The sequence below is a fragment of the Streptomyces sp. NPDC059853 genome (assembly GCF_042731495.1).
Taxonomy (GTDB): Bacteria; Actinomycetota; Actinomycetes; order Streptomycetales; family Streptomycetaceae; genus Streptomyces.
The window spans coordinates 1-16,126 of record NZ_JBHWJL010000109.1 but is presented as its reverse complement, the minus strand read 5'-3'; the positions used below and the strand labels follow the sequence as shown (position 1 = coordinate 16,126).

At 74.1% G+C, this 16,126-nt stretch carries 15 protein-coding genes; 5 read left to right on the top strand and 10 right to left on the bottom strand.

Features of this window, described 5'->3' with window-relative positions; all coding sequences use genetic code 11:
- Together ACFV5N_RS14255 and ACFV5N_RS14250 are read left to right on the top strand one after the other, a co-directional pair.
- Window positions 1-745 (top strand): S8 family peptidase (locus ACFV5N_RS14255; RefSeq protein ID WP_385598664.1); only part of this gene is annotated, 745 nt, incomplete at its 5' end.
- A gap of 159 nt (window positions 746-904) precedes the next feature.
- Entirely contained in the window at window positions 905-2,140 is a 1,236-nt protein-coding gene (locus ACFV5N_RS14250) for an epoxide hydrolase family protein (protein ID WP_385598661.1), read from the top strand.
- Window positions 2,141-2,150: 10 nt separating this feature from the next.
- Here the strand turns inward: ACFV5N_RS14250 and ACFV5N_RS14245 are convergent, their stop codons facing one another.
- The 10 genes from ACFV5N_RS14245 to ACFV5N_RS14200 all read right to left on the bottom strand — a co-directional run bounded on the left by ACFV5N_RS14245 (window position 2,151) and on the right by ACFV5N_RS14200 (window position 12,243).
- Window positions 2,151-2,348: a hypothetical protein gene (locus ACFV5N_RS14245; RefSeq protein ID WP_385598658.1), complete on the bottom strand. Its 198-nt coding sequence runs from the start codon at window positions 2,346-2,348 to the stop codon at window positions 2,151-2,153.
- Between the two features lie 167 nt (window positions 2,349-2,515).
- Window positions 2,516-3,808, bottom strand: coding sequence for an MFS transporter (locus ACFV5N_RS14240; protein ID WP_385598667.1), 1,293 nt, complete (start codon window positions 3,806-3,808; stop codon window positions 2,516-2,518).
- A gap of 128 nt (window positions 3,809-3,936) precedes the next feature.
- Window positions 3,937-4,959: a serine hydrolase domain-containing protein gene (locus ACFV5N_RS14235; protein ID WP_385598655.1), complete on the bottom strand. Its 1,023-nt coding sequence runs from the start codon at window positions 4,957-4,959 to the stop codon at window positions 3,937-3,939.
- Entirely contained in the window at window positions 4,959-5,729 is a 771-nt protein-coding gene (locus tag ACFV5N_RS14230; RefSeq protein WP_385598652.1) for an SDR family NAD(P)-dependent oxidoreductase, read from the bottom strand. Before ACFV5N_RS14230 ends, ACFV5N_RS14235 begins: the two co-directional genes overlap by 1 nt.
- Before the next feature lie 35 nt (window positions 5,730-5,764).
- Entirely contained in the window at window positions 5,765-6,778 is a 1,014-nt protein-coding gene (gene hemB / locus ACFV5N_RS14225) for a porphobilinogen synthase (protein ID WP_385598649.1), read from the bottom strand.
- The gene (locus ACFV5N_RS14220) at window positions 6,775-8,433 is read right to left on the bottom strand and encodes a uroporphyrinogen-III synthase (protein WP_385598647.1); all 1,659 of its coding nucleotides are present in this window, start codon (window positions 8,431-8,433) and stop codon (window positions 6,775-6,777) included. Before ACFV5N_RS14220 ends, hemB begins: the two co-directional genes overlap by 4 nt.
- Entirely contained in the window at window positions 8,430-9,416 is a 987-nt protein-coding gene (gene hemC, locus ACFV5N_RS14215) for a hydroxymethylbilane synthase (RefSeq protein WP_385598644.1), read from the bottom strand. Before hemC ends, ACFV5N_RS14220 begins: the two co-directional genes overlap by 4 nt.
- Complete coding sequence (hemA, locus tag ACFV5N_RS14210) at window positions 9,413-10,942, bottom strand: glutamyl-tRNA reductase (RefSeq protein ID WP_385598641.1); 1,530 nt, start codon at window positions 10,940-10,942, stop codon at window positions 9,413-9,415. Before hemA ends, hemC begins: the two co-directional genes overlap by 4 nt.
- Complete coding sequence (locus tag ACFV5N_RS14205) at window positions 10,939-11,724, bottom strand: redox-sensing transcriptional repressor Rex (RefSeq protein ID WP_385598638.1); 786 nt, start codon at window positions 11,722-11,724, stop codon at window positions 10,939-10,941. The genes hemA and ACFV5N_RS14205 overlap by 4 nt, the downstream gene beginning before the upstream one ends.
- A 231-nt stretch (window positions 11,725-11,955) precedes the next feature.
- Entirely contained in the window at window positions 11,956-12,243 is a 288-nt protein-coding gene (locus tag ACFV5N_RS14200) for a glutaredoxin family protein (RefSeq protein WP_385598635.1), read from the bottom strand.
- 84 nt (window positions 12,244-12,327) lie between these two features.
- On the opposite strand from ACFV5N_RS14200, the gene ACFV5N_RS14195 reads away from it, so the two are divergent.
- From ACFV5N_RS14195 to ACFV5N_RS14185, 3 genes are all read left to right on the top strand, one after another.
- Entirely contained in the window at window positions 12,328-13,311 is a 984-nt protein-coding gene (locus ACFV5N_RS14195; RefSeq protein ID WP_385598632.1) for an HAD family hydrolase, read from the top strand.
- A gap of 351 nt (window positions 13,312-13,662) precedes the next feature.
- Window positions 13,663-14,514, top strand: coding sequence for an ECF subfamily RNA polymerase sigma factor, BldN family (locus tag ACFV5N_RS14190; RefSeq protein WP_385598630.1), 852 nt, complete (start codon window positions 13,663-13,665; stop codon window positions 14,512-14,514).
- Window positions 14,515-14,750: 236 nt separating this feature from the next.
- The gene (locus ACFV5N_RS14185; protein WP_385598627.1) at window positions 14,751-15,992 is read left to right on the top strand and encodes a DUF5667 domain-containing protein; all 1,242 of its coding nucleotides are present in this window, start codon (window positions 14,751-14,753) and stop codon (window positions 15,990-15,992) included.
- Window positions 15,993-16,126: the final 134 nt, after the last annotated feature.

Genomic DNA, 16,126 nt, shown 5'->3' with positions numbered 1-16,126 from the left:
CGCCGGCGCGGGCACCACCGTCTACGTCATCGACACCGGCATCCGCACCAGCCACCAGGACTTCGGCGGACGCGCCAGCTTCGGCTACGACTACTGGGGCGGCACCGCCAGCGACGGCAACGGCCACGGCACCCACGTCGCCTCCACCGCCGCCGGCACCGCCTACGGCGTCGCCAAGAACGCCGACATCGTCGCCGTCAAGGTCCTCAACGACGCCGGCAGCGGCACCACCGCCTCCGTCATCGGCGGCATCGACTGGGTCACCGCCAACGCCTCAGGACCCTCCGTCGCCAACGTCAGCCTCGGCGGCGGCGCCAACGCCACCCTCGACCAGGCCGTCAGCAACTCCATCGCCGCCGGCGTGACCTACGCCATCGCGGCGGGCAACAGCAACGCGAACGCCGCCAATTACTCGCCGGCCCGGGTCCCCGAGGCCATCACGGTGGGCGCCACCCAGAACAACGACGCCCGCGCCAGCTACTCCAACTGGGGCGCGACGGTGGACATCTTCGCCCCCGGCACCAACATCACGGCTGCCTGGCGCACCAGCGACACCGCCACCAACACCATCTCCGGCACCTCGATGGCGACCCCGCACGTCGCCGGTGCGGCCGCCCTCTACCTGGCCGACAACCCCGGTGCCACCCCGGCCCAGGTCTGGTCCGCGCTGGACTCCGCGTCCGTCACCGGCCAGGTCGGCAGCCCCGGCACCGGCTCCCCGAACAAGCTCCTCCAGGTCCCGTAAGCACCCCTCCCGGGATCAGCGCTCCACTCTTCTCCGGTGCCCCGCCCGCCGCACGGCGAGCGGGGCACCGCCCGTGCTCCGTAAACTGGCCCGGCTCGCCGCCGTATCCTCCGCCGGTCCGGCCGGGCCCTCAGCCGCACCCCCGGGAGGAACCGCGCCATGCCCCCCGCAGCCGCCTTTCCGCTGGAGCCCACCCCGATCCGGGTGCCCGACCGGGTACTGGAGGACCTGCGGGCCCGGCTCGCTCTGACCCGCCCGCCGCTGGACGAGGGGAACGAGGACTGGTCCTACGGCGTCCCGGCCGGCTACCTCGGGGAACTGGTCGCCCACTGGCGGGACGGCTACGACTGGCGCGCGGCCGAGGCCGCCCTCAACGCCTACGAGCACTACACGGTGCCCGTCGACGGCGTGCCGGTGCACTTCCTGCGCAAGCCGGGCACCGGCCCCTCCCCCGTACCGCTGATCCTCACCCACGGCTGGCCGTGGACGTTCTGGCACTGGTCGAAGGTCATCGACCCGCTGGCCGACCCGGCCGCCTCCGGCGGCGACCCGGCCGACGCGTTCGAGGTGATCGTGCCCTCGCTGCCCGGCTTCGGCTTCCCCGGCCCGCTGACCGGCTTCCCGGACATCAACTTCTGGAAGGTGTCCGACCTCTGGCACACCCTGATGACCGAGACCCTGGGGTACGAGAAGTACGCGGCCGGCGGCTGCGACATCGGCGGCCTCGTCTCCAGCCAGCTCGGCCACAAGTACCCGGACGCGCTGTACGGCATCCACATCGGCTCCGGGCTGCCGCTCAGCTTCTTCAACGGCCCGCGCGCCTGGGACTTCGCCCGCAACAGCCCGCTGACCGACGACCAGCCCGCCGCCGTCCGGGCCCGCATCGCCGAACTCGACCGCCGCTGGGCCCCGCACCTGGCGGTGCACATGCTGGACGGCGCGACCCTGGCCCACGGCCTCAGCGACTCACCCGCCGGGCTGCTGGCCTGGCTGCTGGAGCGCTGGAACACCTGGAGCGACAACGGCGGCGACCTCGCGTCCGTCTTCACCCCGGACGAGCTGCTCACCCACGCCACCATCTACTGGGTGAACAACTCGATCGCCACCTCGATGCGGTACTACGCCAACGCCAACCGCTACCCGTGGACGCCCGTCCACGACCGCACCCCGGTGGTCGAGGCGCCGGTCGGCGTGACCCTCGTCGGCTACGAGAACCCGCCCGGGATCCACACCGCCGAGGAGCGGGTGCGGGCCTTCGTGACCGGCCCGCAGGCCCGGTGGTTCCACCACGTCAACGTCACCGCCCACGACCGGGGCGGCCACTTCATCCCCTGGGAGAACCCGGACGCCTGGGTGGCGGACCTGCGGCGCACCTTCCGGGGCCGGAGGCCCTGAGGGGCACGCGTCAGCAGGTGGTGGGCACGGCCAGGGCCGGGGCGGCGGTCCACTGGGTGGTGCCGGGCGCGTCCACCAGGACGGGCGCGGCCGGCGGCAGGCTGACCGGGTCGCCCGGGTCGTCGAGGATGCCGATGATCAGCTGCTCGTACTCGGCGCTCGTCGCCGGTGGTCGTGGGCTGGATACCGACGCAGGCGACGGTGTCACCGGACAACTCGATGTCCTCGGAGGCGCCCTGCTCGATCTGGAAGGCGTGGCTGTCCTCGCCGGAGCCGCACGCGGCGGCCGGGTAGGTGCCGTACAGGTAGCAGTTCTGTTCCCAGCACCCCCCTGCGGGGGCGGCCCGGCGGCCACGGCGGCCGGGCCGGGCGCCGTTACGGGGCCGGACGCCGCTCGGCGGTCACCTCCGCGGCCGCCTCCCCGGCCTCCGGCGCGGCCTGCGGCAGGGGGGCGGCACCGTCCCCGTCCCGCTCCGTCCCCCGGTCCGGCGGGACGGGGCGGCTGCCCACCGCCGGGGCGAGGAAGATCGCCCCGATCACGCACACCAGGACCACCACCATCGCCCCGCGCAGCCCGTAGTGCTCGCCGAGGAAGCCGAGCCCCGGCGGCCCGACGAGGAAGGCGGTGTAGCCGATGATCGAGGCGAGGCTCACCCGGGCGGCCGGGTCGGGCCCGGACTCGCCCGCCGCCGACAGCGCCAGCGGGAAGCCGAGCGAGGCGCCGAGCCCCCACAGCAGGACGGCGCAGCCGGCCAGCACCGGGTTCCCGGCGAAGATCACCAGGGCGAGCCCGGCGGCCCCCGAGACGGCGCTGGCCCGCATCACGGTGGCCCGCCCGAAGCGGTTGACCAGGACGGTGCCGCTGAAGCGGCCGGTGGCCATGGCGGCGGCGAAGCCCGCGTACATCACCGAGCCGAGCGAGGCGTCCAGCCCGTGGCCGTCGACCATGAGCAGCGGCAGCCAGTCGTTCGCCGCGCCCTCGGCCAGCGCCATGGCCAGCACGACGCCGCCGATCAGCAGCAGCCGGGTGTCCCGCCACACCGGGCGCGCCGCGGCGGCCCCGCCGTCCGCCGTCGCGCGGCCGGTGTCCTCGCGGCGGCCGACGCCGGCCGGGATGCCGCCGAAGGCACCGATCAGGATGACCGCGGCGACCGAGGCGATGGCCAGCAGATGCCCGTGCACGGGCAGCCGGGTGGCGGTGCAGACGATGCCGAGGGTGGCGCCGATCGCCGTGCCCAGGCTGAAGAAGCCGTGCAGGGCCGGGAGGACCGCCCGCCCGGTGATCCGTTCGATCTCGGCGCCCTCGACGTTCAGCGCCACCTCGCCGGAGCCCATCCCGGCCCCGAACAGCGCCAGGCCCAGGGTGACCACGGGGGTGGTCGCGGACAGGGTGCCCACGCCGATGATGGCCAGGCTCACCACCACCAGGACGGTGCCGAGCCCCACCACCGGCCGGGTGCCGTAGCGGGAGACCAGCGCCCCGGAGCTGAGGATGCCCAGCATGGAGCCGACCGAGAGGCCGAAGAGGATCAGCCCCATCTGCCCGGTCGAGGCGCCCAGCGCGTCACGGATGTCGGGGGTGCGGGTCACCCACGAGGAGATCGACAGACCGGGGAGGAGGAAGAGGAGGAACAGAGACCGCCGGCGGCGGAGCGTGGCGAGATCCACGGAAAGGTCCTTAGACATGAGGGCACGGCACGGTGGCCGGACCGGTCCGCCCACCGAGTGTACGAATGTACACTCGGTGCCGCGCCGACGACAGGGCCTCTTCCCAGCCGGACCCCGCACCCCCGCGCCTACAGCGCCGAAGCCACCGCCGCCCGCACCCCGGCCGCGTCCCGCTCCCGCCCCGGATGCACCCGGTTCGTCAGCAGCACCAGCACCGTGCCACCGCGCCGGTCCACCACCACACTCGTCCCCGTGAACCCGCAGTGCCCGAACGTCTCCGGCGACGCCAGCGTCCCCATGTACGCCGGCCGGTCGCGCTCCCAGCCCGGCCACAGCGCCGCGTACTCCCGCGCCAGCACCCGCACACCCCCGTACCGGCCGCCGTTCAGCAGCACCTGCCCCAGCACCGCCACCTCCCGCGCCGTCGCGAAGATCCCCGCGTGCCCGGCCACCCCGCCCAGCAGGAACGCCTTTTCGTCGTGCACCTCACCGCGCACCACCCCGCGCCCCGTCCACGGCTGGTACTCCGTCGCCGCGCACCGCTCCGCGCGCCCCGGGACCCGCCCCGGCCGGAAACCGGTGTCCACCAGCCCCAGCGGCCCGGTGAACCACCGCTCCAGCAGCACATCGAGACCGGCGCCCGCCGCCCGCTCCACCGCCACCCCGGCCGTGATCAGCCCCAGGTCCGAGTACCGCTCGCCCTCCCCCGGCCGGTACTCCGGCGGATGCCCCAGCACCGCCGCCAGCCGCGCCGCCCGGGTCGGATACGGCGCCAGATCCAGATCGGCGGCCATCCCGCCCGTGTGACCCAGCAACTGACGCAGCGTCGCCCGCCCCGCCCCCGCCGCCACCTCAGGGACGTACCTCTCCACCGGCGCGTCCAGCTCCAGCAGCCCCTCCTGCGCCGCCCGCGCCACCAGCAGCCCCGTGTACAGCTTCGTCAGCGACGCCAGATCGAAGACCGTGTCCACCGTCATCGGCACCCGCCGCGCCTCCGGCAGCTCCACGACCCCGCCCGGCCCGGCGCCCCAGCCCACCGCCAGGCCCCCGGCCTCGGCCACCACGGTCTCGCCGCCGCGCACCACCCACACCACGAACCCGGGACGCGCGTACTCCCGCGCCACCGCCACCACCCCCGGCAGCGGCCCCATCAGCTCTCCCGGTGCACCTTCGTGTTGGACCCCTGGGCCCGCGGCCTGACCACCAGCAGATCCACGTTCACATGCTGCGGCCGGGTCACCGTCCACACGATGGTGTCCGCCACGTCGTCGGCGGTCAGCGGCTGCGCCACCCCCGCGTACACCCGCGCCGCCCGCTCGGCGTCCCCGCCGAACCGGTTCAGCGAGAACTCCTCCGTCGCCACCATCCCCGGCGCGATCTCGATCACCCGCACCGGCTCACCCACCAGCTCAAGACGGAGCGTCTCGGTCAGCGCGTGCGTCCCGTGCTTGGCCGCCACATAGCCGCCACCGCCCTCGTACGTACCGTGCCCGGCCGTCGAGGACACCACCAGCACCGTGCCCGCCCCGCTCGCGATCAGCCCCGGCAGCAGCGCCTGCGTCATGTGCAGCACGCCCAGCACGTTCACCTCGTACATCGCGCGCCAGTCGGCCGGATCGCCCTGCGCCACCGGGTCGAGGCCCAGCGCCCCGCCCGCGTTGTTGACCAGCACGTCCACCCGCTCCAGCGAGGCCGCGAACGCGTCCACCGCCGCCCGGTCCGTCACATCCAGCGCATACGCCACCGCCGCGTGCCCGGCCGCCGACAACTCCTGCGCCAGCGCCTCGATCCGCTCGGCCCGGCGCGCCGTCAGCACCACCCGGTACCCGGCCGCCGCCAGCCGCCGCGCCGCGGCGGCGCCGATCCCGCTGCTGGCCCCGGTCACGACAGCCGTGGATCCCCGGGCGACGGTGCTGGTCATGGTGCCTCCTGCTGACGTCCTCGCGTGTGCTGCCCTCAGCCTGCCAGCCGCTGCGCCGCTTCGGTCGCCCAGTAGGTGAGAATCACATCCGCACCGGCCCGCTTGAACGCCATGAGCGTCTCGTCGATCGCGCGCTCCCGCTCGATCCAGCCCCGCTCCGCCGCCGCCTCGACCATCGCGTACTCACCGGAGATCTGGTACGCGGCCACCGGCACGTCCACCGACTCCGCCACCCGGGCCAGCACGTCCAGATACGGCATCCCGGGCTTGACCATCACCGCGTCCGCGCCCTCGGCCAGGTCGAGCGCCAGCTCGCGCAGCGCCTCCCGCCCGTTCGCCGGATCCTGCTGATACGTCGTGCGGTCCCCGCGCAGCGAGGAGTTCACCGCCTCCCGGAACGGCCCGTAGAACGCCGAGGCGTACTTCGCGGTGTACGCCAGCTGCGCCACGTCGTGGTGCCCGGCCGCGTCCAGCGCCGCCCGGATCACCCCGACCTGACCGTCCATCATCCCGGACGGACCCAGCATGTGGGCGCCGGCCTCCGCCTGCGCCACCGCCATCTCGGCGTACCGGGCGAGCGTGGCGTCGTTGTCGACCCGGCCGTGCTCGTCCAGCACCCCGCAGTGCCCGTGATCGGTGAACTCGTCCAGACAGGTGTCGGCCATCACCACCAGGTCGTCGCCGACCTCGGCCCGCACCGCGCGCAGCGCCCGCTGGAGGATGCCGTCCGGGTCCGTACCGGCCGAACCGACCGCGTCCTTGACCTCCGGCACCCCGAACAGCATGATCCCGCTCACCCCGGCCGCCACCGCGTCGGCGGCGGCCTTCCGCAGCGAGTCCAGGGTGTGCTGCACCACGCCCGGCATCGACGAGATCGCCACCGGCTCCGCGACGCCCTCCCGCACGAACGCCGGCAGCACCAGGTCCGCCGGCCGCACCGTGTGCTCGGCCACCATGCGGCGCATCGCCGGGGTGGTCCGCAGCCGGCGCGGGCGCACCGCCGGGAAGCCGCCGGATGCAGAACCGTATCCGCTCAACCGGTCGCTCATGACGTACGCGCCCTCCGTCGCTGCGGACGCTTCTCGCTCGGCCGCTTCAGCACCTCGCCGGCCTCCAGGGCCGCCGCCCGGCGCTGCTCCCCGTACTGGGCCAGCGCCTCGGCCAGCGCGTGCACCGACGGCTCCGGCGCCAGCACGTCCACCCGCAGCCCGTGCTCCTGCGCGGTCTTCGCCGTCGCCGGGCCGATACAGGCGATCACCGTCACATTGTGCGGCTTGCCCGCGATCCCGACCAGGTTCCGCACGGTGGACGAGGAGGTGAACAGCACCGCGTCGAACCCGCCGCCCTTGATCGCCTCCCGGGTCTCGGCCGGCGGCGGCGAGGCGCGCACCGTCCGGTACGCCGTCACGTCGTCCACCTCCCAGCCCATCTCGACCAGGCCCGCCACCAGCGTCTCGGTGGCGATGTCGGCCCGCGGCAGGAACACCCGGTCGATCGGGTCGAAGACCGGGTCGTACGGCGGCCAGTCCTCCAGCAGCCCGGCGGCCGACTGCTCACCGCTGGGCACCAGGTCCGGGCGCACGCCGAAGTCGATCAGCGCGCGGGCGGTCTGCTCACCGACCGCCGCCACCTTGATCCCGGCGAACGCCCGCGCGTCCAGGCCGTACTCCTCGAACTTCTCCCGGATCGCCCGCACCGCGTTCACCGAGGTGAACGCGATCCACTCGTAGCGCCCGGTCACCAGGCCCTTGACCGCCCGGTCCATCTGCTGCGGGGTGCGCGGCGGCTCCACCGCGATCGTCGGCACCTCGCTGGGCACCGCGCCGTAGGACCGCAGCTGCTCCGACAACGAGGCCGCCTGCTCCTTCGTCCGCGGCACCAGCACCTTCCAGCCGAACAGCGGCTTGGACTCGAACCACGCCAGCTGGTCGCGCTGCGCGCTCGCCCCGCGTTCCCCCACCACGGCTATCACCGGCCGGTCGCCCTCGGGCGAGGGCAGCACCTTCGCCGACTTCAGCGTCCGCTCCACCGTGCCCAGCGTCGCCGACCAGGTGCGCTGCCGGGTCGTGGTGCCCGCGATCGTCACCGACACCGGGGTGTCCGGCTTGCGGCCCGAGGAGATCAGCCGCGCGGCCGTGCCGGCCACCGTCTCCAGCACCGCCGACACCACCACCGTGGCGTCGCTCGCGCCGACCTCCGTCCAGCACCGCTCATCGGCGGTCGCCGCGTCCACGAACCGCACATCGGTGCCCTCCGCGTCCCGCAGCGGCACCCCGGCGTACGCGGCCACGCCCACGGCGTGCGCGATGCCCGGCACCACCTCGAAGGTGATGCCCTCGGCGGCCAGCGCCAGCATGTCGGCGGTGGCGTCCGCGTCCATACCGGGGTCACCGGCGACCGCACGGACCACCCGCTTGCCGCCGCGCGCGGCCCGCATGACAAGATCGGCGGCATCACTCGCCGTGGTGGCGAGAGTGCCGTTCTGCAGCGGGGTGTCCGTCCCCGGCCGCAGATGCGCGCGCACCACGTCGTAGGCCCGTGGATCGGCGACCAGGACATCGGCCCGGGCGAGCGCCTCCACGGCGCGCAGGGTCAGCAGGCCCGGATCGCCCGGTCCGGCCCCGAGAAAGGTGACGTGCCCTTGGTACGGACCGGAGTGACCGGCCGGCTGGGCCGCCAGAATGCGTGCGGCGGTGGGGCTCAATGTGCTCGCTCCCCCATCAGACCGGCCGCGCCCTTGGCGAGCATCTCCCGGGCGAGTTCGGCACCCACACGTGCTGCGTGGGCCACCGCCTCGGCGGGCGACGCCGGTACGGGACCGGTGGTGGACAGCTGCACCAGCGAGGTGCCGTCGGTGGTGCCGACGACGCCGCGCAGGCGCATTTCGGTGACATCCCGCTCGTCGGTCCGCAGATCGGCGAGCGCACCCACGGGTGCGCTGCAACCGGCCTCCAGGACCGAGAGCAGGGTTCGCTCGGCGGTGACGGCGACCCGGGTGTGCGGGTCGTCCAGCTCCGCGAGCTGGGCGGCGAGCTCCGCGTCGGACGCGGCGCACTCCACCGCCAGTGCCCCCTGGCCGGGGGCGGGCAGGACTGTGTCGGGCGGCAGGAAGTCGGTGATCTCCGCTTCCCGCCCCAGTCGGTGCAGACCGGCGGAGGCGAGCACGACGGCGTCGAGCTCGCCGTCCCGCACGTACCCGATCCGGGTGTCGACATTCCCCCGGATCGCGACCGTGTCCAACTCGCAACCCAGCGAGCGGGCCCACGCCTGGAGCTGCGCCATACGGCGCGGCGAGCCGGTGCCCACCCGGGCGGTGCCGTTCTCCACCAGCAGCGCCTCGAAGGTCAGCCCGTCCCGGGCGACCAGCGCGTCGCGCACATCGGCCCGCACCGGGACGGCCGCCAGGGCCAGCTCCGGCGGCTGGGCGGTCGGCAGGTCCTTCAGCGAGTGGACGGCGAGGTCGATCTCCCCGGCCACCAGCGCGTCGCGCAGGGCCGACACGAAGACACCGGTACCACCGATGGTGGCCAGCGCCTCCCGGGAGACATCACCGTAGGTGGTGATCTCCACCAGCTCCACCGGTCGCCCGGTGCGGGCTCGGACCTGGTCCGCGATCATCCCGGACTGCGCCATCGCGAGGGCACTGCGCCGGGTGCCGAGCCGCAGGGCCCGGGTGGGGGTGGTCATGACCGCTCCTGTTCCGCGTTACGTCTGGTGCTGCCGGTGCCGCTGGTGGCGGCGGCCGGCTGCGGGTCGAGATCGAACAGTTCACGCAGCGCGGCGGCGTAGTCGGCGCCGCCGGGCTCCCCGGCCAGCTCCTTGACCCGGACGGTCGGCGCGTGCAGCAGCTTGTCCACCACGCGGCGCACCGCGTGGGTGACCTCCGCGCGTTCCTTCTCGCCGAGGCCCGGCAGCCGGCCGTGCAGCCGCGCCAGCTCGCTGGAGACCACGTCGGCGGCCATCGCGCGCAGGGCGACGACGGTCGGGGTGATGTAGGCGGCGCGCTGGGCGGCGCCGAAGTCGGCGACCTCCTCGGCGACGATGTCCCGCACGGCCTGGACGTCCGCGGCCATCGGGGCGTCCGCCGAGGCGGCGGCCAGCGACTCGATGTCGACGAACCGCACCCCCGGCAGCCGGTGCACGGCGCCGTCGATGTCGCGCGGCATCGCCAGGTCGAGCAGCGCCGGCTCCCGCTGGTCCGGGCGCCGCTCGCGCAGCGCCCCGGCCACGGCCTGGGCGGTCAGCACCAGGCCGGTGGCGCCGGTGCAGGAGATGACGAGGTCGGCCAGGGCCAGCTCGGCGGTGATGGAGATGGCGTTGATGGGCACGGCCCGGGCCCGCGGCCCGCGCGGTACGTCCTGCGCGGCGGCGGCACCGGCATCGGCGGCGCAGCCGGAGCCGACCGGGCACCCCGGATCGCCGCGGCCCGTGCCGTCCTCCGGCTCACCGGTCTGCCCGGGCGCGGGCGCCGTCTGGGCGTCCAGGGACGCGGCCAGCCGTTCGGCGCGCTCCAGCGTCCTGTTGGCGATCACCAGTTCGGCCACACCGGCGCGCGCCAGCGTCGCGGCGGCCAGCGACGACATCGACCCGGCGCCGATCACCAGCGCCCGCAGCCCGCGCACCCACGACATGTCCGGCTGCCCGGCCTCGCCCCACGCCTGCGCCGGGACGGCCGCGGGGACCCCCGCCGGGGCCAGTTGTCCCAGACCGAACGTCACCAGCGACTGCCCGGCCCGGTCGATACCGGTCTCGCTGTGCGCCCGCTTGCCGACCCGCAGCGCCCGCTGGAACAGGTCGTTCAGCTGCCGGCCCGCGCTCTGCTCGTCCTGCGCCAGGGCCAGCGCGTCCTTCAGCTGCCCCAGGATCTGCCCCTCGCCGACCACCATCGAGTCGAGCCCGCAGGCCACGGTGAACAGATGGGTGACGGCCTCGTCCCCGTACCGCGCGTAGAGGTACGGGTCCAGCTCGTCGGGACCGACCCCGCCGTAGCGGGCCAGCATCCCGGACAGCTCGGCGATCCCGGCGTGGTACCGGTCCACGTCCGCGTACAGCTCGATCCGGTTGCAGGTCGACAGCACCGCCGCCTCCAGCACCGGCTCGGCCGCCAGCAGCTCCGCCAGCAGCCCGGCGCGCGCCCCGGGGGCGATCGCCGCCCGCTCCAGGACACTCACCGGCGCGCTGCGGTGACTCACTCCGACCACGAGCAGCGTCATGCCGGCATCACCGCCGGGATGTCCCCGTCGGGGCCGGGCCCCTCGCCACGGGCCGCGCGGCCCGCGCCACCGGCGGCGGGCGCCGGGCGCTCGGCGCCCCGCATCCCGCGCGACAGCTCGTCGGCGGCCTTGCGCTGCTCGTGGAAGGCCAGGATCTGGAGTTCTATCGACAGATCCACCTTGCGCACGTCCACCCCCTCCGGCACCGAGAGCACCGTCGGGGAGAAGTTCAGGATCGAGGTGACCCCGGCCCCCACCAGCCGGTCGCACACCTGCTGCGCCGCGCCGGCCGGGGTGGTGATGACACCGATCGACACCCCGTTGGTGTGCACGATCGACTCCAGTTCGTCCACGTGCCGCACCCCGATGCCCGCGACCTGCTTGCCGGTCATCTTCGGGTCGGCGTCGATCAGCGCCGCGACCCGGAAGCCGCGCGAGGCGAAACCGCCGTAGTTGGCGAGCGCCGCGCCGAGATTGCCGATGCCGACGATGACCACGGGCCAGTCCTGGGTGAGCCCGAGTTCGCGCGAGATCTGGTACACGAGATACTCGACGTCGTACCCCACGCCCCGGGTGCCGTAGCTGCCGAGGTACGAGAAGTCCTTGCGCAGCTTCGCCGAGTTCACCCCGGCCGCGCCGGCCAGCTCCTCGGAGGAGACCGTCGGCACCGAGCGCTCGGAGAGCGCGGTCAGCGCTCGCAGATACAGCGGAAGCCGGGCGACAGTCGCCTCGGGGATTCCTCGGCTGCGCGTCGCCGGTCGGTGGTTTCGGCCAGTTGCCACGGTGCTCCTGCCGGTCGAGCCAAGCGGAGAGCGGTCGCGTACGGCGCACGCGCCGAGACCGCCCCGTCGCGCCAAGGCTATGCCTTTGTGAACGCGTGCACAAAGATGGTGTCCGCTTTGTCCGCCCAAAGTGACCGGTGCCACATACGCCAACAGGGACACCTGGTCACACTCCTCACGTATGCGTACCGGAACGGAAAAAACGACCCCGCATGCTAAACCAAACCGGGCTCAAGCTCCCAACGCCCGGCGCAGCCGCCCCGCGTCCACCCGCCAGAAATCGTGCTGCTCGCCGTCGACCAGCACCACCGGGATCTGCTCCCAGTACCGCCGGTACAGCTCCTCGTCCACGGTGATGTCCCGCTCCTCCCAGGCCGCCCCCGTCTCCGCGCACACCGCCGCCACGACCTCGCGGGCGGCGTCGCACAGATGACAGCCGGGCTTTCCGATCAGCGTGACCGTCCGCTCCTTCGGCGGACGGGGGGACGTGCGGGGCGTTCGGCGCAGCAGGGGTGTCATGGCGCCCATTGTGCCGCGCACGGCAAACCGGGCGACATGCCCGCGCCACCGGGACCACGCGTGCGACTGGCTATCCTCGGTGCCATGGCAAGCTCGCCGCTGGACCAGCCCGCCGACCGCGGGGCCGTGGATCGCGAAGACCGGGCCACCGGTGCGGCCGGCCGGCTGGGGCAACTGGCCCGGGGCCGCTGGCCGCGCCGCGGGACGGCACCGACCCGGCGCAGCGAACTGGCGGGCGAGGCCGCCGCCGAGGCGGCCGACGAGACGGTGGCCGAGCCCGAGTTCCCGGTGCGCGGGGACGTGCGGGCGGCGGCCTTCTTCGATCTCGACAACACGGTGATGCAGGGCGCGGCCCTCTTCCACTTCGGGCGCGGCCTGTACAAGCGGAAGTTCTTCAGCGGCCGGGACCTGGCCCGCTTCGCCTGGCAGCAGGCGTACTTCCGGCTGGCCGGCGCGGAGAACGCCGGGCACATGGCGGACGCCCGCGACAGCGCGCTGTCCATCGTCAAGGGCCACAAGGTGGCCGAGCTGGTGGCGATGGGCGAGGAGATCTACGACGAGTACATGGCGGGCCGCATCTGGTCCGGCACCCGGGCGCTGGCCCAGGCCCATCTGGACGCCGGGCAGCGGGTGTGGCTGGTGACGGCGGCGCCGGTGGAGACGGCCACCATCATCGCCCAGCGGCTCGGGCTGACCGGCGCGCTGGGCACGGTGGCCGAGTCGGCCGACGGCGTGTACACCGGCCGGCTGGTGGGCGAGCCGCTGCACGGCCCGGCCAAGGCGATGGCCGTACGGGCCCTGGCGGAGCGCCAGGAGCTGGATCTGGAGCGCTGCGCGGCGTACAGCGATTCGGCGAACGACATCCCGATGTTGTCTCTTGTCGGTTATCCCTACGCGATCAATCCGGACAGCAAGTTGCGCGCGCACGCCCGCAAGGAGGGCTGGCGGGTGCGGGACTACCGGACGGGCCGCAAGGCGGTACGGATCGGGGTGCCGGCCGCGGCGGGCGCCGGGGCGGTGGCGGGCGGCACGGTGGCCGCGCTGGCGCTGCGGCGCCGACGGCGCTGAGGGGCGGGGCCGGGACGCCGGGACGCGGCCCCCGTACGCCAGGCACATTCCGGCCCTTTACCCCGCCCGCGCGCCGGCCAGTCCCCCGACCGGCCATCGGTCGGATTCGTTCATTCAGCGATCAGATCGAAGCATCTGCTGATCAGTTCTTCCATGGCGTTGGGTAGCGCGCCGATAGCATCACGTAACTCTTCAAACCTAATCGGCGATTTTCGCAACTACGCGTAGCACGCCAAGTACGAAGCGTTATTCTCCTCAGACGCATTCCGGTCCCCAGGCGTCTCCCCCCAGGTGTCGGCTGACGGACCCCGCACCACTGCACGTGTCGGAAGCTCTGCCTCTGGGAGTCCCGTGTACCCACACGTCGGGGTTGACACCTCGGGCCTGGCTACGCTGCGCACGACGGTCTTCGGCCGACTGCGCGTCCTCGTCCCTCCCGCGTACGCCCTGCCCGCCCTCACCGCCGCACCTGTCCCCGCCGGCCCCGCCTATGTCCTCGCCGATGGCACCGCCGGCACCACCTCCGCCTCAGCGACCCCCGTCCCCACCACGCCCGCCACCCCAGCGGCCCCCGCGGCGGCCTCCGCCGCCTCCCCCAGCACCGGCCGCCGCGTACCCCGGGGCGGCGCCGCCCGCCGCCCGGCCGCCGACAGCGACAGCCGACGCATGATGGACCTCGTCGAACGCGCCCAGGCCGGCGAGTCCGAGGCCTTCGGCAGCCTCTACGACCACTACTCCGACACCGTCTACCGGTACATCTACTACCGCGTCGGCGGCCGCGCCACGGCCGAGGACCTCACCAGCGAGACCTTCCTGCGCGCCCTGCGCCGCATCGGCACCTTCACCTGGCAGGGCCGCGACTTCGGCGCCTGGCTGGTCACCATCGCCCGCAACCTGGTCGCCGACCACTTCAAGTCCAGCCGCTTCCGGCTGGAGATCACCACCGGCGAGATGCTCGACGCCAACGAGGTCGAGCGCAGCCCCGAGGACTCCGTCCTGGAGAGCCTGTCCAACACCGCCCTGCTGGAGGCCGTCCGCAAGCTCAACCCCCAGCAGCAGGAGTGCGTCACGCTGCGCTTCCTCCAGGGCCTGTCGGTCGCCGAGACCGCCCGCGTGATGGGCAAGAACGAAGGGGCCATCAAAACGCTGCAATACCGTGCGGTGCGCACCCTCGCCCGGCTGCTGCCGGACGACGCTCGATAAGCGAACCGCCCCCGCGCCAGGCCCCGTTGGGCGCCGAACGTCACCAGTCAACGGCGAACAGTAACATTATCTTCCAGCCGTAACCCGAGTGCCCGTCCGCTCGTTGTCGAGTTCGCAGACTCCCTACAACCGGCACCGCCACCCCACTATCACTCGAACGGGTGATACCGGTGGCGACCGGCAACCATCCATCCGCACCAGGGAGTCGACCGTGCTGACGAGAGGAGGTGCCGCCCGTGATCGGATCCGTGCCAGCCGGCCGACGCGCCCAGGAATTCGCCCAGGCCGTCGAGGAGCCCCGGCCGGACGAGGCGGCCGCGGCGGGCGGGCCCGATGAGGCACCGCCGGCCGACAGGCCCGAGCAGGCCGCCCTGCTGTCCGTGGCGGACCGGCTGACCGCCCTGCCCCGGCCGGAGCTGAGCGCCGAGACCAAAACGGTGCAGCGCGCCCAGCTGATGGCCGCCATGGAAACCGCCTTCGCCGCCCGCCGCGGCGAGGACCGGGTCCCCGACCAGCCCGCCGCCGCCAGAAACGGCCGCGGCGCCCACCGGGCGCCCCCGCTGAGCGCCCTCGGCCGGCTGCGCCCGCGCAGCCGCCTCACCAAGGGCCTCGCCGCCGGCGGCCTGTCCGTGGGCGTGGCGGCCGGCGCCCTCGGTGGCGCCGCCGTCGCCAGCACCAACGCGCTCCCCGGCGACACCCTCTACGGCCTCAAACGCGGCATGGAGGACCTGCGCCTCGACTTCGCCGCCGGCGACACCGCCCGGGCCCAGCTCTACCTCGACCACGCCTCCACCCGGCTGCACGAGGCCCGCCGCCTCCTCGACCGGGGCCGGGCCGGCGACCTCGACCACGAGCAGCTGCACGAGATCCGCACCACCCTCAGCAGCATGGCCGACAACGCCTCCCACGGACACCGGCTGCTCAGCCGGGCCTACGAGGCGGACGGCTCGCTCGACCCGCTCCAGACGCTGTCGTCCTTCGCCGAAGGCCACCGCGAGACCTGGGATCTGCTGCGCGGCAAACTCCCCGCCCAGCTGTGGGACATCGGTGAGGAGGTGACCTCGGTCTTCGACGCGATGGACGACGAGATCATCCCGCTGCGCAGCCTGCTCCCCCGGGAGCCGGAGCACTCGGCCGCCGCCGAGCCCGGCACCGGCGACGAGGAGCAGGACGCCCCCTCCGCCGCTGAGACGCCCCGTACGCCCGACTCGGGCACCACCGAGCCCCCCGGCGCCACCGAAGACGCCGAAGCCCCTCAGCGCGGCCAGGAGAGCCCTCCCACGGCCACCGAGGAGCACCAGGGGCTGCTCGGCGGCACCGGATTGCTCAGCCCCGCCGAGCCCACCCCGGAGACCGACGAGGACGGCGAACCCGCCACCGGACCGCTCGGCCCGCTGCCCCAGCCGGATGTCACCATCCCGCCGCTGGTGCAGGACCTGCTCCCGGGCCTCGGCCTGGACGTGAAGAACGCCGAATAGCCCCCCGGGGATCCACCCCGCGGGGACACAGGCAGCGCGAAACGGCCCGGGGGGGGGGGGGGCCCACAGCCCCCCGGGGCCGCCGCCGCGGGTTGGCGGGGGCGCGACCGGGGGTGGGTGTGCCGCGCCCTACC

What these genes read in the sequence shown, in the direction of transcription:
- ACFV5N_RS14250 (WP_385598661.1), top strand. Translation starts at nt 905, where the DNA reads ATGCCCCCCGCAGCCGCCTTTCCGCTGGAGCCCACCCCGATCCGGGTG.
- ACFV5N_RS14195 (WP_385598632.1), top strand. Translation starts at nt 12,328, where the DNA reads ATGGCAAGCTCGCCGCTGGACCAGCCCGCCGACCGCGGGGCCGTGGAT.
- ACFV5N_RS14235 (WP_385598655.1), bottom strand. Translation starts at nt 4,959, where the DNA reads ATGGGGCCGCTGCCGGGGGTGGTGGCGGTGGCGCGGGAGTACGCGCGT.
- hemA (WP_385598641.1), bottom strand. Translation starts at nt 10,942, where the DNA reads ATGACGCTGCTCGTGGTCGGAGTGAGTCACCGCAGCGCGCCGGTGAGT.
- hemC (WP_385598644.1), bottom strand. Translation starts at nt 9,416, where the DNA reads ATGACCACCCCCACCCGGGCCCTGCGGCTCGGCACCCGGCGCAGTGCC.
- ACFV5N_RS14230 (WP_385598652.1), bottom strand. Translation starts at nt 5,729, where the DNA reads ATGACCAGCACCGTCGCCCGGGGATCCACGGCTGTCGTGACCGGGGCC.
- ACFV5N_RS14200 (WP_385598635.1), bottom strand. Translation starts at nt 12,243, where the DNA reads ATGACACCCCTGCTGCGCCGAACGCCCCGCACGTCCCCCCGTCCGCCG.
- hemB (WP_385598649.1), bottom strand. Translation starts at nt 6,778, where the DNA reads ATGAGCGACCGGTTGAGCGGATACGGTTCTGCATCCGGCGGCTTCCCG.